The organism is Enterobacter sp. YSU (genome assembly GCF_016082135.1).
In the GTDB taxonomy this organism is placed as follows: Bacteria; Pseudomonadota; Gammaproteobacteria; order Enterobacterales; family Enterobacteriaceae; genus Enterobacter; species Enterobacter hormaechei_C.
The window spans coordinates 3,058,013-3,075,077 of sequence record NZ_CP059487.1 but is presented as its reverse complement, the minus strand read 5'-3'; the positions used below and the strand labels follow the sequence as shown (position 1 = coordinate 3,075,077).

The window sequence follows — 17,065 nt, the reverse complement described above, 5'->3', positions numbered from 1 at the left end:
TGATAACCTCTGTAAAATGTTCTGTTGTTTTTGCATACCTGAGTATGGTGTGGCGCGGATTATAAAGAGCAATAGCGCCATTGCCTATGGTTATGCATAACATTTTTTTAAAATGAGACGAAGATTAGCAACAGCTCGTATTTCGCATACCGTGTTGATGATGAAAACAGAGCGGACACTGCTTTTCATCAGACGTAAATGACCAGAAATGACGGTGGCACGTCAGGCAAACGGCTTCATATGCCGGTATGGTCACGCTTTTCCCTACCCCGTCTGTTTGCGTCACGTTTATCGCCGCATGCTGGCATACCGCTTCGCAGCCGCCGCACCCCGTACAGCGTCCGGTTTCCACGACCAGTTCAGCGTTCTCAAACCGAATCGCGTTTTCCGTACAACTCCGCCAGCACGCGCCGCACAGTACGCAGGATTCGGTATCGAGAGTTATCTCTGCCTCGCTAAACGCAGAAAACGCCCTGCGCAGTTCACGCTGACCGGGCACGACGCTACAGGCCTGGACATCCTCTCGGGGAACGTGCATCAGCACACGCCGGGCGGTATTAACCTCGTTGACGGGTATATATTTAAACGCCCACGCCGCTTCACCGCGTCGGCGAAGCGCCAGATTCAGCCGGGCAATCGCCAGCAACCAGTCAGGATTCTGCTCCGCGTCGATACTGATAAAACGAACGTGGTACTGCGCGTGCCACAGCAGAAGCTCATTCACCCCTGGCGCACGGTCAGTAAACGGCCCAACAAGCGTATCGCCACACAGAAAGCGTTTTCGCGGCGTGATGCCGGTGATGGCCTCAGCGGGGCAGACGAACAGGCAGTCACCGCATTCAATACAGCGGCTGTCATCAACCGAGACGCTTGAGTCGGTAAAAGAAAAAGCCTGCACAGGACAGACGTCCGCGCAGGCGAGGCAGGAAGCGTGGCGAAAACGGCGACGGACGCACGCATGCGTCACGTCCATCGCCGGGGCAAAGGTCAATCCGCCCATCAGCCAATACTGAAGAAAACGAAGCGCAGCATCAGCTCACCGACAATCAGCAATGCGCTTCCCAGCAGCATGGGAGATCGCGCCGCTTTCAGACCGCCCGCAGCAAAGCACAGCATACCCGCAACGGATACGCACCAGCTCAGCAGATGAACGGTTCGCAGTTGCTCCAGCATCTGTAGCGGTGCGTGAGGGAACGTCACCACAGTGTTGTCCATAGCCGTAATATCTGCCAGCCAGACGGGCTGCATCACCAGACGCACAAGCACCAGCAGCGTGATAATGACAACCGCCGCACGCACGGTAGTCTGGGAACGCGTCCCAACGGCCATGCAGGCTGAACCGATAATCCCCACCGAACCGAAAAACAGCACCAGCGTGTTAACGTGCTGCCATGTCACCACGGATGCGTGCATGTAGATCTGCGCCATGCAGAACACGTCGACTAAACCAACCAGACCTGCCACAACCAACAGTGGCTTCCAGCCTGGCTTTTTGACAAACATCAGCAGCGTTGCGAAGCCAAGCGCCGCAAGATAAAGACTGGCAAAGATAATCTCACGACTCAGCCAGGAGCTGGATACGTGGCGCAGCGCGTTAAGAGCATTAAGCGGATAGCCCATGTGCAGCGCGGAGGCGAGCAGCCCCAGACTCGCCAGCACAAACGCTCCGGCTGCCGGCAGCAGCGCGCTGCGTTGCGTGCTTCCGAACGCCAGCCACAGCGTAACGCCAACCGATCCTTGCAGGAACAGCGTAAAAATCAGCAGCGGTAACTCATGCATGACGTTTCCCCTCTTTCTCTGCGCCCTGATGCGCTTTGATCACCAGGTTTGGTTTGGTGATGGAGGAATCAGGCAGGCCTTTCACATCACAGACCGCACCATACTTCGCCCGCAGTTCATCAATCGGCCCGAATTTAATCGCTTCGAGTGGACAGGTTGCCACACAGACGGGCTGCTCTCCCTTCGCCTGGAGATCCACGCAGAAATCACATTTGGACATCTGCCCGGTCTGCTCGTTGAGCTGTGGCGCGCCGTAAGGGCAAGACCATGCGCAGTAGCCGCAGCCGACACACTTATCAGTATCAACGCGCACAATGCCGTCCCCCGGACGCTTATGCATCGCGGTGGTTGGACAGTTTTTGGTGCAGACAGGGTCTGCGCAGTGGTTACAGGAAATAGAGAGCGTGTAGGCAAAAACGTTGTTGCTGACGCCGCCCTGCCCGGTCGGGATAAAACTCCCGCCGTTGACTTCATAAACGCGACGGAAACGACGTCCGACCTCAAGGTTGTTTTTATCTTTGCACGCCACCTGGCATGCCTTGCAGCCCGAGCAGCGAGAAGAGTCGATATAAAAACCCAGCTGTTTGTCGCTCACCGGTGCGTAATGTTTAAACTGACTCATGCTTTAGCTACCTCCACCAGCATGGTTTGATGGGAATTCCCTTTCGCAAGCGCGGTAATACGGGCGGAACTGAGCACGTTCGCGCAGCCGCCTTTATCGATACCCTGCGCGTCCGGCTGCCACCAGGCGCCTGCCTGCATGGCCACCACGCCTGGAATGATGCGCGGCGTGACCTCCGCCGGGATCTCGCAAATGCCGCGCGCGTTATGAATACGCACGGTATCCCCCTGCGCAATGCCGCGCTTTTGCGCATCCTGCGGGTTGATCCACAGCTTTTGCTGCTGCGCCTCAATTAACCACGGGTTGGCGTACTGGGTGGAGTTAGCGCGGTTTTTCCCTTTCCAGGTGATCAGCTGGAGCGGGAAGGTTTTGACCAGCTCGTCTTCCGGCCCTTCATGGGCAGGCACGTAGTGCGACAGCGCCGGGATTTCCGGGTGCTGCATGTCGTACAGACGCTTCGAGAAGATCTCAATTTTTCCGGACGGCGTCGGGAACGGATGATTCTGCGGATCGCGAATGTTGTCTTCAAAGGCAACGTACGGCGCGCTTTTGAAAAGATGCTGACGCGTCTTCTGTAGCGTCGCGAAGTCCGGCAGGTTTTCATCCGGCATGGACAGCCGCGTCTGCTCCCAGATGTGCTCAATCCACGCTTTTTCGTCACGGCCCTCGCTGAACGCTGGCTCGACGCCAAGCTTAGCAGCGACCTCCCGCAGCCAGTCGTAGTCTGAACGGCGTTCAAATTCAGGTTCGATCAGCTTTTCTGACAGGATCAGATAGCTTGCCGTACCCCAGGTTTCGCCGATATTCCAGCGTTCCATGAAGCTGGTTTCCGGCAAAAGCAGGTCGGCGTATCTGGCGCTCGGCGTCATAAACAGATCGCTTGCGACGATAAACTCGATTTTCGACTCGTCTTCCAGTACACGGGTTGCCTGATGAAGATCCGGGTTCTGGTTAGCCAGATAATTGCCCGCCAGCGAGAACAGGATGCGGATATTGCTGTCCAGCTTCTCAGCATCCTTCAGGCCATCTTCCGCGGTTACCTTAGAAGCATCATCCGCGGCCTGCACCCAGTTCATGACCGAAATTTTGGCGTTGACCGGGTTGTCCGGCATCTCTGGCCCGGCCGCAAATTTGCGGTTTGCGCAGCCGCCATAGCCTGCTGCCCAGCCGCCTTTCACCCCGACGTTACCCGTTAGCGTGGCCAGTATCGTCGAGCCGCGCGCGGTGCGCTCGCCGCAGTTGTGACGCTGCGGTCCCCAGCCCTGGATCAGCGCGGCGGGTTTGGTGGTTGCGTAGTCACGCGCCAGCTGACGAATAGTTTGTGCAGGCACGTGGGTGATTTTCTCTGCCCACTCAGGCGTTTTCGCCACGCCATCCTTTGCACCGCTCAGGTAAGCCATCAGGGATTCATTGGCCGGAACGCCCTCTGGCATGGCGTCTTCGTCAAAGCCCAGGGTGTAGCGTTGAATAAAGTCGCGATCGTGCAGATTCTCCGTGACGATCACATACATCATCGCGTCCATCAGGGCGTTGTCCGTGGCAGGAAGCAATGGGATCCACTGATCGGCAAGGGAGGAAACCGTATCGGAATAGCGTGGGTCGACAACAATGAAGCGCGTGCCGTTTTGCTTCATCTTCTGGTAGAAGTGGTTGCTGTGCCCGAAGATGGTTTCCGTCGGGTTATGCCCCCAGAGAATGACCAGTTTGGTGTCCAGCAGCGTGTCCAGAGAGCTGCCGCTGGCGGCGGTGCCATAGGTATACGGCGTTGCCGCCGCCGTGTTACCCATACTGACCGAGTGATAGCTTTCGAGATAGCCGCCGGTTAAGTTGAGCAGACGACGAACCATTTTATCGCCGGAAAAGGTCCCGCCGGACACCGCGGTGCCCACATGAACATAGCGTGACGCAGCACCGTATTTTTGCGTAATAGTTTTTAATTGATTCGCAATGAGGGTGGTGGCTTCATCCCAGGTAATACGCTCGAATTTTCCTTCGCCACGTTTACCTACGCGTTTCATTGGATATTTCAGTCGATCGGGGTGATAAACAAATTTCCGATAAGCCCGACCACGAACGCAGGCGCGCATTACTGGCATCTGCGGATCCAGCGCGTTATCCGGACGCGTTGAAATTCGGGTCACAACGCCATCACTGACGTGAGCACGAATATCACACTTCCCGCCGCAGTCAAACGTACTACAGGTTTGCACCACTTTTTCTTCAGGCGTAGCGTCTGAAACCGCCGCGCCCTGTGCCTGTACTTTGCCGGTTTTGACGACAAACGGCAGGGCGGCGAGCGCCGACCCTGCCTGAATAAACTGACGCCGGGATATGGCGGGAATAAGCCCTTCTCCCTGATGTTTATTTTTTTTCATTGCTCGTTCCTTCAAATAAAAACGCATTCTCGTTTTTTTTCAGGAACGAATATTGATAATTATCAAGCTAACTCTTGAGGGGTAATACTTAGCGATCTAATTCAAAATTCACTGTCGCCGTTTGTCCTGTTTCATCTAATACAATTAATTGATATTCACCCGGCAAATATAATTGCAGTGAATAATTCTTCTGATGCCCGTCCAGCGGTTCGCCATTCAAAAACCACCATCGTTGTCCCTCCCCGCCGCTGGTTGAAACGTTGAGGGTCATATTTTTCTCACCCGGAAGACGTTTAATTACCGCCCCTTCTCTGACGCCTGACAACATCATCGGCGCCGCATTATGGTTATCCAGCGGAGGGCAAATAGCTGAACGGGCGGGGAGACGAGCAGCCCGTTTTTCAGCAGCAGGCAGCCAGGGCTCCAGCGGTAGCGGCCAGACATCCAGCACTTTCTCTGTCGCATCAGGACAATCCGCCGCAACGCGTTTGCCTTCTTTATCCAGCCAGACCGGGAAACGGATCCCGCGAATACCTTCCTGTTCCGGCAGCAGTAGCGTAGGCGGTTCACTGCCTTCCAGCAGCCAGGTTGACAGCCGACGCCGACAGTTTTCGCTCCCTTCAGGCAGGGACTGGCCCCCCGGCCAGCAAATCACGCCCCGTCCTACGCTTGCAGGACGCGGATCGCGCGGCAGGCGCGCTTCATCCACCATCGAGCGGGACTGAAGCATGTTATTGACCTGATTCAGGAGCGGTACCGCGCTGGCGAAACCAAACTGCCCGGCAACGGGCGTGCCGTCCGGGCGTCCGGTCCAGATTCCAATGACATACCGGGCATTCAGGCCGATGGCCCAGGCATCCCGGTAGCCATAGCTGGTGCCCGTTTTCCACGCCAGCGGCGCAACCTGGGGCAGCGCACTGTCCGGCAGGGGCTGTGCTTCATTTGCGAGAATGCGTCGAATGATCCACGCCGCCCCCTGCGATAACAGCGGACGTTCGATCAGCGGATCGCCCGGCTGTAAACGCAGCCGGCCCGCCTTACCCTGACGCGCAAAGGCGCTATAGGCGGCAGCGATATCAGCCAGGCGTGCGCCTGCGCCCCCCAGGATTAGAGAGAGGTTGGGCTGTGCCCCCGCAGGCAGAATGAGCGGTAATCCCGCGTTGCTCAGCATTCCGGCAAAACGTTTTGGGCCGTACGCTTCCAGAACCTGCACCGCAGGCAGGTTGAGGGAACGCACCAGGGCTTCGCTCATACTGACCGGCCCATGGAAGCCGCTGTCAAAGTTGCCGGGACGATAATCCCCCGTTTTTCTTGGCACATCCTGCAATAACGAAGCGGGATGGATCAGACCATCGTCCAGCGCCATGCCATAGATGAATGGCTTGAGGACCGATCCCGGCGATCGGATCGCATTGACCATATCCACGTGGCTGAAACGGCTGTCATCATTGATATCTACCGAGCCTACCCAGCCACGCACTTTCATGGATGTATGATCCACGACGATCATCGCCAGCGAACTGCGGGCAGGCAGGCGTGATTTCCAGTTCATTGCCAGCTCTTCAAGCTGTCGTTGCAAAGCTGCATCCAGCGTGGTGACTATTTTTGTGTCACGACTTTTACTCAGCATCATGCGGGAAAAGAGCGGCGCCAGCTGCGGCATCTGCCGGGGAGCCAGCCAGACCGGCTCTTCACGGGACTCTTTCACCTGCTTCTCAGACCAGACGCCCTGAGTCAGCATACGGTCGAGCACTTTGTTCCGCGCCGCTTCGGCACGTTCCGGCCAGCGATCCGGGCGCAGACGGCTGGGTGCCTGCGGCAGCACTGCCAGCAGCGCCGCGTCGGAATAGCTCAGCTGAGACGGCGGTTTGCCAAGGTAAGTCCAGCTTGCCGCGCCCACGCCCTGCAACGTGCCGCCAAACGGGGCACGGTTAAGATACAGCGTCAGAATTTCACGCTTGGAGAGATGCCACTCCAGCTGCATCGCCCGCCACAGCTGACGAATTTTACCGCCAAAGGTACGCGGATGCGGATCCAGCAGGCGCGCCACCTGCATGGTAAGCGTGCTCCCGCCGGAAACCACTCTCCCGGAGGTGAGATCCTGCCAGGCGGCACGCAGTACAGAAAGCGGATTGACGCCCGGGTGATCCCAGAACCAGCGATCTTCATACTGGATCAGCGCCTCAAGATAGCGTGGGGAAACCTCTTCAATGGTAACCGGATAGCGCCAGATGCCTTCGCTGTCGGCAAAACGCCACAGCGGAACACCCTGCTCATCCACCACCACTCGCGCTGGGTTGACCTCTTTCAGGGGCAACGGCCATACGCGGTCAGCGACGACAATCAGCCCCCCTGAAACGAGAAGCGCTCCCGCCAGCCACAGCCAGCGGGAGCGAATCAGGCGTGCTATCCGCATCTTACGGAACAACGATCAGCGGGCCACTGGCCGCCCCCGTTGCCCGCCACTGCGGAACGTACATGGACTCGACCATCGGAACAGGCACCTGGTAGGTTCCCGGCGTAACGGCACGGGCCAGGTAAACCAGCGTGACCGGCTGACCTTCATTGACCGGCACAGCGGCCACAAAGCGATCGTCGCGGAATTCCATGTGCTGAATATCAGACTGTTGCATCTGATTCAGCAGGTTTTGCACTTCACTGCCGCTGTCCTGCAAGCTGGCGCTGCTGCTCGCCAGATTCTGGTTTTCCAGCTCCAGACCTGCCGGGAGCAGATCCACCACCAGCGCATCCGGCACGTTCTGGCTGGCCTTCACCTCCAGCCATACCAGAACCAGTTCACCGCTCTTCAGAGAAGAGAGCGACTTGCTGCTGCCGTCTGTCGCCAGGATATGACGTTCAATCTGCAAGACATTAGAGGATGGCTGAGGCGCATACTCCGGATAGCCAGTAGTGTCCAGTCGTACCCACAGCGGCGTAGTGCCGGTATTCGTCACCTGCAAGGCATCAAGCTGGTCGCCGTTCAGGTTTTCTACCTGCGCTTTATCACTGCTCTGGGTCTGTTCAGAGAGGCTGGTCGTTGCCGTCCACGCGCCTGACAAGGTTTGCAGTGAACGTCCGGCCATGAACAGCGCATTGCTCTCCTGGGTAGACAGCCAGCGCTGGCTGAACGCGTCTTCAGATAACGCGTTCAGCAGCCTGTTTTGCGCATCCGGCAGCAGCTTGTACTCTTCCAGCAGGGAGAGCATCAGGGCATTATCACGCAGCTGGCTGCCGTAATCCGCCATCCAGTTTCGGCTGTCGTTACGGGGAGTTTTGAGAGCCAGATCCAGCGCCTGCTGGCTGCGCGGTGCATCCCCCATCAGTTTGAGTGCCATGCCCAGCTGCATCAAAGGAAGCCCGGAAGCAGCCTGAGCGTGGCGCTCCCAGATTTCACGCAGCGCACCGAGCGGCGCTTTTTGCTGACGAGCCAGCACCAGCGAAGCGTACGCCTGAACAGCAAATTTGCTGGCCTGGGTGTCGTCGCTGTAGCGGATGGACATCATCCCCGGATCCTGTAAATAGCGCAACAGTCGGCTGTTGGCGTTATTCACTGCCTCGGCAGGCACGCTGTAACCCTGCTCCCCTGCCCGCACCAGGAAGTCCGTGACATAGGCGGTCAGCCAGTACTCTTCCGGGCCGTTTTTATCCCACAAGGCAAAACCGCCATCGTCACGCTGCATTTGCAGCAGACGGGAGATCCCGATATCAATGGCCGCACGGCGTTTATCGTCGGTATCGCCTTTAATACCCAGTGCCTTAAGTTGTGCCGCGTTGGTGAAAAGCGACGGGAACAGGCCGCTGGTGGTCTGCTCAAGACATCCGTATGGATAGGCCTGAAGTTCACGAATGTAGCGCGCCAGATTTAAAGGTGGTTTACCGCTGAGCAACAGCTGCCCCTGTAGCGTGGCAGGCGAGAAACCGTTGATATGCTGTGCTGGTGCAATCCAGGATTCGCTAGGGTTCAGCATCGTGCCCGTATTCACCGTTTGCGCCGGGAATGCGGGACGCACGCCAATTTTCCAGCTCTTCTGCTGCGGCGCAAACGTCTCACCAGGGAGCTGAAGCCCCGACACCTGAGCAGTCACTTCACCATCACCATAGCCTTCCAGGGCGCGCACCGGAATAAACAGGGTGCTACGTGCGCCAGGCGGCAGCTTAACCGGCTCTGGCTGAGCACCTTCGAGCGACAACTTACCGGTTGCGGTTAACGCAATGTTCAGCGTTTGCGGCTGGTCCGTCAGGTTAGTCAGGTCCAGCGTCAGGCGAGAGTTATCGCCACTTGCGAGGAATCGCGGCGTATTAAGCTCGGTGATAATCGGAGCCGCCACAATGATTTTGCTTTCGCTGCTGCCGAAATCGTCTTCCGTCCAGGCCTGCGCCATCAGACGCAGTTCGCCGTTGAAATCGCCAATCGGCAGCGTGATGGTGCCTTCGCCGTTGGCATCAAGCGTAACCGGCTGCGCCTGCTGGGCAATTATGGTGACATGGTTCACCGGTGGCTTACCGCCGCGTTTCAGTTCATCGCCGTCTCCGCCAAAGCGCAGTGCGGCCAGACGTCCCTGACCTTCAATCACCTGGCCGTAAACATCATAGATGTCCGCGCCATAACGCTTCTGACCGAAGAAAGCTTCCCACGGATCCGGCGTGACGTAGTCGGTAATGTTCAGCACGCCGCTATCGACAGCCGAGACCAGCACGTTCACCTTCTGTGGCACAGCCCCCTCTTTTACGCTGGCTTTCACTTTCACAGAAAGCGTCTGGTTCGGACGCATTTTTTGCGGGTTATCCAGTGCGATGGCCAGGCGACGATTTTCGTCCCCCATTGGCAGATGCAGCAGGCCAACCGCCCGTTTTGGCGTGGCGGATTTGGATTTATCGCCAGGACGAACCACCAGCGTGCTGAGGTAGAGATCGTGACGTTTCCAGTCCTTGTCCACCGGAATGGCGAGATCCAGACCGTTTGCTGGCACGTCGATCTCTTTCCACCACAGCGGTCCTTCGCTGGATTCGATCATTGCATAGCCCTTGCCTGCGGCCGGCGCTGCAATATGCAGGTTGATGGTATCGCCTGGCTGATAGGATGGCTTGTCCAGTTTCAGCGTCACACGATCCGGGCGAGCAGCGCCCGTGCCATCGCTGTTATCCTGCCAGCTGTACCCCGCCCAGAAGCGCACGCTGCTGACCATGTCATCAGGGGCTTTCACTTCCAGACGGTATGAGCCCCACTCCACCGGGAAGGTGACTTTACCGGTTTCATCGGCCTTGAGGTTTAGCTCCTGCTCGCCCTCAACCAGATCTTTTTGATCAAACTGGGACTGCCAGCCCTCACTCTCGGACCAGTTCCAGAAGTAGTCGCGACGCTCACGGATCAGACGCACCTGCAAACCAGATACCGCTTTTTTCGTCCCGCTGGCATCGGCATAGACGATGTCAAAGCTGGCGTTGCCGTTTTCATCGACAATCGGCTGATTGACGGTGGTATCGGTACGGTAGTCGTAAACGGCCTTGCTGGCGAACTGTGGGCGGATCCCCGGAAGTTCAGCCGCAGGCCAGATAGCCTGCTCGGCGCGTCGCGTTACCGGACGCCCACCTGATTCCAGCAGGCTGGCCTGCAAAATCAGTTGCAGCGGCGAGTGCGCCTCTTTCCACTGGCTTTCGGTGGTAACCTGCCCACGCCCCTGTTCGTCCAGCGTAAGCTGCACTTCATCCAGGCTGCGGCTCAGGTTCTCCTCGGCAATATCACCGAACTGGAAGCCAGGCAGCGCAGGCACCGCGTCACGTAGCGGACGCAGGAAAAGCTGGCCTTGCAGAGAATTACCGTTAGCCGGCGCGCCATACAGGTAATAGCCAGCAACGTTAAAGTCGACATTATCCTGCGGGGAAACCGGCGTTTTTTGCCCGGTCAGATTCAGCGCCATACGCTCAGGCATAAAATCTTCGACGTGGAAATCCCACATGCGCTGCTGGTTATCGCCCGTATTCGCGCGAATATGCCACATGCCGGTCTGGGCGCCGCTATCGAGCGGATAGTTGAAGCGATAAAGGCCGTTCTCAGGTTGCACAACGACCGTACGCGCCACCTGTCCGTCCGGGCGCAGCACGTCAAGTTTTACCGGCTGATCGGGAAGCGGTTTGCCATCGCTGTCGCGAAGCAGGCCGTTCAGGATCACCGTTTCACCCGGACGATAGAGATCGCGCGGGCCAAACATAAAGAACTGTTTGCTGTAACCCGGGTTACCGGCGATATCAAACTCCGCCAGATCCAGCGCCGGAAGTTTGAGGTCGAGAAGCGTCGTCTGGCCATCTTTACTGGCCAGGATCAGCGCGGCTTCTTTATCGGTTTCCAGTTTCGCATGACCATCGGCGTCGCTGTTCGCCTCGGCCAGGGTCTGCCCTTTATCGTTCAGAAGGGTAATGGCCACACCTGACTGCGCCGCACCGTTTTCAAGACTCTGGGTGAAGATGTCCAGGCGGTTATGATAACGGTGAGCGGACAGCCCAATATCACTTAAGGTAAAGAGCGTCGCGGCGTTACTGTAGTTATAGTGACCAGCCTGATTCATCACGGCGATATACACGCCAGACTGCTGGAGCGGCTTAATATCTTTGAGCGGCAGGAGCAGTTTTTCACGCGTATTGCGCGCCGGGTTGAGGTCGAAACGGCCGGTGTAGACCAGTTCCGCCATCTTCAGCAGGTTGTCAGATTCCCAGTTGGTCAGCGAGTTACGGTACTCCCACTGGCTGACAAACGAGGCCAGCGACTCCGGCTTCACGCGATAGAAGTTCACATCCACATTGTTGACGTTGAGCGCCATCACCGGCAATCCTTCCACCACCTTACCCGGCAGCAGCGATCCGCGGCTGGCGAATCCGACCGTCGGTTCAACATCCCGGGTGGTGATCGCTTTTTCATAGTCGATGCCGAATGTCGCTTTGTTCAGCGCCAGCAAATTACGTTCGACGGTGACGACCAGATTACGATTCGGCTCCAGATGGCGCAGGCGCAGCTCTTTCAGATTGGGGGCCAGTTCCCAGGCGCCGTCCACTTTGCCGCTTTTTTTATCCACCACATGCACCGTTTTCGCAAAATCCTGGCTGGGATCCAGCGGTACAGAGAAGGTCAGAACCAGCGTCGCAGCGCCGTCGAGTTGCACTTCAGAGGCATCCAGCAGCGTCAACGCCTTGCCCTGACTCTGCGCGGCCAGCTTAGCCAGCTTTTCAGGATCCGGTTTTGCCGGGGTTTTCTGTTCTGATGCAGTAGACGCTGCGGGGGCAGCGGCCTGAGGTTTGTCGTCGCTGTTATCACAGCCGACAAGCGTAAAGGTGGTGAGCAGCGCGAGAGAGATCGCAGCTAAGCGAAACGGTTTCATCCTGTGTCCCTGGCCTGAGGGGCCTGTTGGTCATCGTCCGGATAAGTATTATCCGCAAGTTTCGTTAATACAAAAAGTCCAATTTTATAATCTGGAAAGCACCTCGCAGAATGGCATCACGCAGCCAAACCGTGATGGAACGGCGATCACAGCGCATAACGTAACATGTTACCTTTCGCGTCATTTGTTTTTAAAACAAGAAGATAGCTGGATAAGCTCGCATCAGGCCTGCTAGTTTTATGACCATGACGCACCCCGAGTGCGCGGTTCAATAAGAGAGAAAGCCATGAAACGAGCCGTGAACGCCCTACAAAATTTCGGAAAATCATTGTACGGACCTGTACTTATCTTACCCATCGTCGGCCTGTTTATCGCCTTCGGGAATGTACTGGGTAACGGCAATCTGGCCGAGTACCTGCCGTTTCTCGGCCACCCGCTGATCCAGAGTGTCGGCCAGCTGATCGCCAAATCTGCCGTGTCGGTGCTGGTCAACCTGGCGCTGGTGTTTGCCGTCGGGATCCCCATTGGACTGGCAACACGAGACAAAGGCTACGCGGCGCTGATTGGGCTGGTGACCTTTATCGTATTCATTAACGCGATGAACGTGACGTTACAGCTTCAGGGAGAACTGGCCCCTGCGGAACAGATGAAAGCCGCCGGACAAAGCATGGTGCTGGGCGTCCAGGTGCTGGAGATGGGCGTTTTCGCCGGGATCCTGACCGGGGCGCTCTCCGGTTATCTGTACAACAAATATTCCGGTGTCCAGTTTAACGGCGCGATGGCGATTTACTCCGGCCACTGCTTTGTCGCGATTGTGATGCTGCCTGTCTCTATGCTGCTCGGCGTGGTCATGAGCGAACTCTGGCCGTACGCACAGCATGGAATAAGCGCTTTGGCGCTGGCGATCAAAGGGTCCGGTCCGTTTGGCGTGGCGATCTACGGTTTCCTTGAACGCATTCTGGTGCCGACGGGCCTGCATCATCTGGTCTATACGCCGTTCCTGTATACCGAACTGGGCGGTACGCAGGAGGTGTGTGGCGCAACCTATCAGGGCGCGCGCAATATCTACTTCGCCGAGATGGCCTGCCCGGACGTGAAGCAGCTCAGCAGTACCGTGGTGTGGGATGCGCGCGGCATCAGCAAGATGTTCGGCCTTCCTGCCGCCGCGCTGGCGATGTACATGACCGCGAAGCCAGAGCGTAAAGCGATTGCGAAAGCGATTCTGATCCCGGCGGCGCTGACCTCGCTGCTGGTCGGCGTAACCGAGCCGATTGAATTCTCCTTCCTGTTCGTCGCCCCGCTGCTGTTCGTGGTGCATGCGGTGCTGACCGGCATCGGCATGATGCTGTTCTCGCTGTTTGGCGTTCACGCCATCGGCGCCAACGGGATTATCGATTTCATCCTCTACAACCTGCCGCTCGGCACGGAGAAGTCCAACTGGCCCATGTACATCGTGGTCGGGCTGATTATGTTCGCCCTTTATTTCGTGGTATTCCGCTTCCTGATCCTGCGCTTCAACATGAAAACGCCGGGCCGTGAGGATGAGGACCAGGAGACGCGCCTTTACAGCAAGCAGGAGTACCAGGCGAAGGGCAATAACGACAGGCTGGGCGAATCCATCGTGGTGGGTCTGGGCGGTCGGGAAAACATAGAGGTGGTAGATAACTGCTACACCCGCTTACGCGTCACGGTGAAGGACGTCGCCATCATCGACGAACCGCGCCTGAAAGCGACCGGCGCGAAAGGGATAATCAAACAAGGTAACAACGTTCAGGTGGTCTACGGGCTGCATGTCAAAAAAATGCGAGAAGCCGTTGAGACGTTTCTCTGAAAGGAGCTAAAGATGTTTACACCCCCATTTATTCTGTCGATTGCCGGCGGCGGTAGCACCTACACGCCAGGTATTGTGAAAAGCCTGATGGTACGTCTGCATGATTTCCCTCTGGCAGAGATCCGCCTGTATGACATTGACGAGGCGCGCCAGAACACCATTGCGCCCGTGGTGGAGAAGGTTATTCGCGACCACAGCCAGAGCATCAAATTCACCGTCACCAGCGACCCGGAAGTGGCCTTCAGCGGCGCGCATTTTGTTTTTGCCCAGATGCGCGTCGGACAGTACAAAATGCGCGAGCAGGATGAAAAGATCCCGCTGCGCCACGGGGTGGTCGGCCAGGAAACCTGCGGACCCGGCGGGCTGGCATATGGCCTGCGTACTATCCTGCCGATGGTAGAGCTGATCGATCGGGTGGAACGCTACGCGCACGAAAAGGCGTGGATCGTGAACTACTCCAACCCGGCGGCGATTGTAGCTGAGGGCGTGCGTCGCCTGCGCCCCAACGCACGCGTGCTGAACATCTGCGATATGCCGGTTGCCGCGATGCGCAATATGGGCGCCATTCTGGGCGTGGATCGCCATAAACTGGAGGTGGACTATTTTGGCCTCAACCATTTCGGCTGGTTTACCCGCGTGCGGGTGGACGGCGAGGACAAGCTGCCGGAGCTGCGTAAACATATCGCGAAGTTTGGCCTGCTGACGGAAGATGCCGCGAAAACCGACCCGCAGCACTCGGATCCGTCGTGGGTGAAAACCTGGCGCAACATCAAGCCGATTATGGATAACTTCCCGGAGTACCTGCCGAACCCGTATCTACAGTACTACCTGATGCCAAACCAGATTGTGGAGCATCAGAACCCTGACTATACCCGCGCCAACGAAGTGATGAACGGGCGTGAGAAAAAGCTGTTTGCCGCCGCCGAAGAGTACCAGTGCACCGGAATTTTACCGGACGCCTTCCACGTAGGTGTTCACGGCGAATTTATCGTCGATGTCGCCTGCTCACTGGCGTTCAACCTGCGCCAACGCCATCTGGTGATGGTGGAAAACCGCGGGGCGATTACCAACCTGCCGTACGATGCGGTGGTGGAAGTGCCTGCCTATATCACCTCCGAAGGGCCGGAGCCTGTCCGCGTGGGTCAGGTACCGCTGTTCCACCAGACGCTCCTGCAACAGCAGCTGGCCTCTGAACAGCTGCTGGTTGAGGCAACCATCGAAGGCAGCTACGAGAAAGCGTTGCAGGCGTTCACTCTGAACCGCACCGTGCCGACCATGGAGCACGCGAAAGCGATTCTGGATGAGATGATCGAAGCCAACCGCGACTACTGGCCTGCGCTGCAAAAGGCCTGGCAGGACGGTGAAGCGGTGAAAAAATAGGGGCTTGCTCGCGAGTTGAACGTGGTTAGCTTGTCGGTGTCAGAAAAAACACCGACAATCCTTTTTTACGGAAAAGAATGGAGGCAACCATGTCCACCTCATATTTTGTCGCTGCCGACTGGCTGATTGAGCACGGCGACGACCCGGAAGTTCAGATTATCGACGCGCGCATGGCCCCTCCGGGCCAGGAGCATCGTGACGTTCCCGCTGAATACCGTGCAGGGCACCTGCCTGGCGCGGTATTTTTTGATATCGAAGCCCTCTCCGATCACACCTCTCCCCTGCCGCACATGCTGCCTCGCCCGGAAGCGTTTTCCGTGGCGATGCGCGAGCTGGGCATCAGCAAAGATAAACATCTTGTTGTTTACGATGAAGGTAATCTGTTTTCCGCGCCGCGAGCGTGGTGGATGCTGAAAAACTTCGGCGTGGAAAAGGTATCGATTCTGGCGGGCGGACTTGCAGGCTGGAAGCGCGACGAACTACCGCTTCAGCAGGGTGACGTCACGCTGCCGGAAGGGGAATTTGATGCCACGTTTGACGCTAACGTGGTCAAGCGCCTGACCGATGTGCTGGTCGTGAGCCACGAAAACACGGCGCAAATCGTCGATGCGCGTCCCGCTCCACGTTTCAACGCAGAAGCGGACGAGCCGCGTCCGGGACTGAAACGCGGACATATCCCGGGGGCGCTGAACGTACCGTGGGGCGATCTGGTGTTTGAAGGCGAGCTGAAAACCACCGATGAATTGCGTGCCATTTTTGAACGTCAGGGCGTGGATTTGCATCGTCCGGTTATTGCCAGCTGCGGCTCCGGCGTGACGGCCTGCGTGGTGATCCTGGCGCTGGCAACCCTTGGCGCGAATGACGTGACTCTGTACGACGGCGCCTGGAGTGAATGGGGTGCACGGGACGATCTGCCGGTTGAACCGGCGAAATAATGGATAACCGCCTGGCAACGCTGTTAACGCGCGGATCGTCGCTGACCCGCGCGGAGTATCGCGTCCTCGCCCACCTCACTGAGCATCCATTGCTGGTGGGCAACATCACGGTGCGCGAGCTGGCGCAGGCGACATTTGTCTCTACCGCGACGATTATGCGGCTGTGTCAGAAACTGGGGTTTAGCGGCTTTAGCGAGTTTATCTGGCACTGCAAGCAGCTGCTTTCTGACACGCCGCATATCACCGTACAGCCTGAGCAACATGCGGAAATGCCCGCGCTTTTTACCCGGTTCGTTGCCAACTATCAGCAGACCTTCCAGTGGGTCACTCAGGACAAACGCCAGCAGTTTGCCAGCCTGCTGCGCCAGAAAGAGAGCTTCTTTCTCTACGGCGCCGGGTTTTCGTACCTTTTTGCCGAGTACCTGACCAAGAAGTTGCAGGTGCTGGGAAAAACGGCGTTCATCTCCGGACCGGGGGACAGCCGGAATATTTTCCTCAGCAACGCCGCGCGCTATCAGGTGTTTATTGCCGTTTCGCGCAGCGGCGAAACGGAGCAGGTACTGGATAAAGCGCGGATCGCCAAAAACGTCGGCATGACCATCGTCGCGTTTACCCGCGCGTCGGCCAATACGCTGGCGGGTATGGCGGACGTGCATTTTGCCCTCTATGACGAAGCGGTACATTTCGCCGCCGAAGCCGCAGGGGTGACGTCGTTTGAGTCGAATCTGGTGCTGCTGATGGATTTACTGCTGCTTGAAGCAACGGGGTGAAGA

10 protein-coding genes are annotated in these 17,065 nt (G+C 57.5%); 4 read left to right on the top strand and 6 right to left on the bottom strand.

From position 1 onward, the window contains the following. Positions 1-124: 124 nt before the first annotated feature. The 6 genes from H2Z33_RS14935 to H2Z33_RS14910 form a co-directional block, all read right to left on the bottom strand. Positions 125-1,000 carry a 4Fe-4S binding protein gene (locus H2Z33_RS14935; protein WP_047745908.1) on the bottom strand — a complete coding sequence of 292 codons (876 nt, stop codon included), beginning with the start codon at positions 998-1,000 and terminating at the stop codon, positions 125-127. Then, entirely contained in the window at positions 1,000-1,779 is a 780-nt protein-coding gene (locus H2Z33_RS14930; protein WP_032103986.1) for a dimethyl sulfoxide reductase anchor subunit family protein, read from the bottom strand. Before H2Z33_RS14930 ends, H2Z33_RS14935 begins: the two co-directional genes overlap by 1 nt. After that, positions 1,772-2,401 carry a DMSO/selenate family reductase complex B subunit gene (locus tag H2Z33_RS14925; protein WP_015572168.1) on the bottom strand — a complete coding sequence of 210 codons (630 nt, stop codon included), beginning with the start codon at positions 2,399-2,401 and terminating at the stop codon, positions 1,772-1,774. Before H2Z33_RS14925 ends, H2Z33_RS14930 begins: the two co-directional genes overlap by 8 nt. Further along, complete coding sequence (locus H2Z33_RS14920; protein WP_045347560.1) at positions 2,398-4,776, bottom strand: DMSO/selenate family reductase complex A subunit; 2,379 nt, start codon at positions 4,774-4,776, stop codon at positions 2,398-2,400. The genes H2Z33_RS14925 and H2Z33_RS14920 overlap by 4 nt, the downstream gene beginning before the upstream one ends. An 88-nt stretch (positions 4,777-4,864) precedes the next feature. Beyond that, positions 4,865-7,192: a peptidoglycan glycosyltransferase PbpC gene (gene pbpC / locus H2Z33_RS14915; protein WP_063134572.1), complete on the bottom strand. Its 2,328-nt coding sequence runs from the start codon at positions 7,190-7,192 to the stop codon at positions 4,865-4,867. Position 7,193: 1 nt separating this feature from the next. After that, positions 7,194-12,146, bottom strand: a complete 4,953-nt coding sequence (locus H2Z33_RS14910) for an alpha-2-macroglobulin family protein (RefSeq protein ID WP_063134573.1) — start codon at positions 12,144-12,146, stop codon at positions 7,194-7,196. A gap of 286 nt (positions 12,147-12,432) precedes the next feature. On the opposite strand from H2Z33_RS14910, the gene H2Z33_RS14905 reads away from it, so the two are divergent. From H2Z33_RS14905 to H2Z33_RS14890, 4 genes are all read left to right on the top strand, one after another. After that, positions 12,433-13,977: a PTS transporter subunit EIIC gene (locus H2Z33_RS14905; protein WP_063134574.1), complete on the top strand. Its 1,545-nt coding sequence runs from the start codon at positions 12,433-12,435 to the stop codon at positions 13,975-13,977. 12 nt (positions 13,978-13,989) lie between these two features. Continuing rightward, on the top strand, positions 13,990-15,357 hold the full coding sequence (locus H2Z33_RS14900) for a 6-phospho-alpha-glucosidase (RefSeq protein WP_063134575.1): 1,368 nt from the start codon (positions 13,990-13,992) through the stop codon (positions 15,355-15,357). A gap of 89 nt (positions 15,358-15,446) precedes the next feature. Then, positions 15,447-16,292 (top strand): 3-mercaptopyruvate sulfurtransferase, encoded by an 846-nt coding sequence (gene sseA, locus H2Z33_RS14895; RefSeq protein WP_017383536.1) that lies wholly within the window; start codon positions 15,447-15,449, stop codon positions 16,290-16,292. After that, positions 16,292-17,062, top strand: coding sequence for a MurR/RpiR family transcriptional regulator (locus H2Z33_RS14890; protein ID WP_015572161.1), 771 nt, complete (start codon positions 16,292-16,294; stop codon positions 17,060-17,062). Before sseA ends, H2Z33_RS14890 begins: the two co-directional genes overlap by 1 nt. Positions 17,063-17,065: the final 3 nt, after the last annotated feature.

Excerpts from the sequence above, each read along its gene's own strand:
- H2Z33_RS14935 (WP_047745908.1), bottom strand. The coding sequence starts at position 1,000 with ATGGGCGGATTGACCTTTGCCCCGGCGATGGACGTGACGCATGCGTGC.
- H2Z33_RS14905 (WP_063134574.1), top strand. The coding sequence starts at position 12,433 with ATGAAACGAGCCGTGAACGCCCTACAAAATTTCGGAAAATCATTGTAC.
- H2Z33_RS14900 (WP_063134575.1), top strand. The coding sequence starts at position 13,990 with ATGTTTACACCCCCATTTATTCTGTCGATTGCCGGCGGCGGTAGCACC.
- H2Z33_RS14925 (WP_015572168.1), bottom strand. The coding sequence starts at position 2,401 with ATGAGTCAGTTTAAACATTACGCACCGGTGAGCGACAAACAGCTGGGT.
- pbpC (WP_063134572.1), bottom strand. The coding sequence starts at position 7,192 with ATGCGGATAGCACGCCTGATTCGCTCCCGCTGGCTGTGGCTGGCGGGA.
- H2Z33_RS14920 (WP_045347560.1), bottom strand. The coding sequence starts at position 4,776 with ATGAAAAAAAATAAACATCAGGGAGAAGGGCTTATTCCCGCCATATCC.
- H2Z33_RS14910 (WP_063134573.1), bottom strand. The coding sequence starts at position 12,146 with ATGAAACCGTTTCGCTTAGCTGCGATCTCTCTCGCGCTGCTCACCACC.
- H2Z33_RS14890 (WP_015572161.1), top strand. The coding sequence starts at position 16,292 with ATGGATAACCGCCTGGCAACGCTGTTAACGCGCGGATCGTCGCTGACC.
- H2Z33_RS14930 (WP_032103986.1), bottom strand. The coding sequence starts at position 1,779 with ATGCATGAGTTACCGCTGCTGATTTTTACGCTGTTCCTGCAAGGATCG.
- sseA (WP_017383536.1), top strand. The coding sequence starts at position 15,447 with ATGTCCACCTCATATTTTGTCGCTGCCGACTGGCTGATTGAGCACGGC.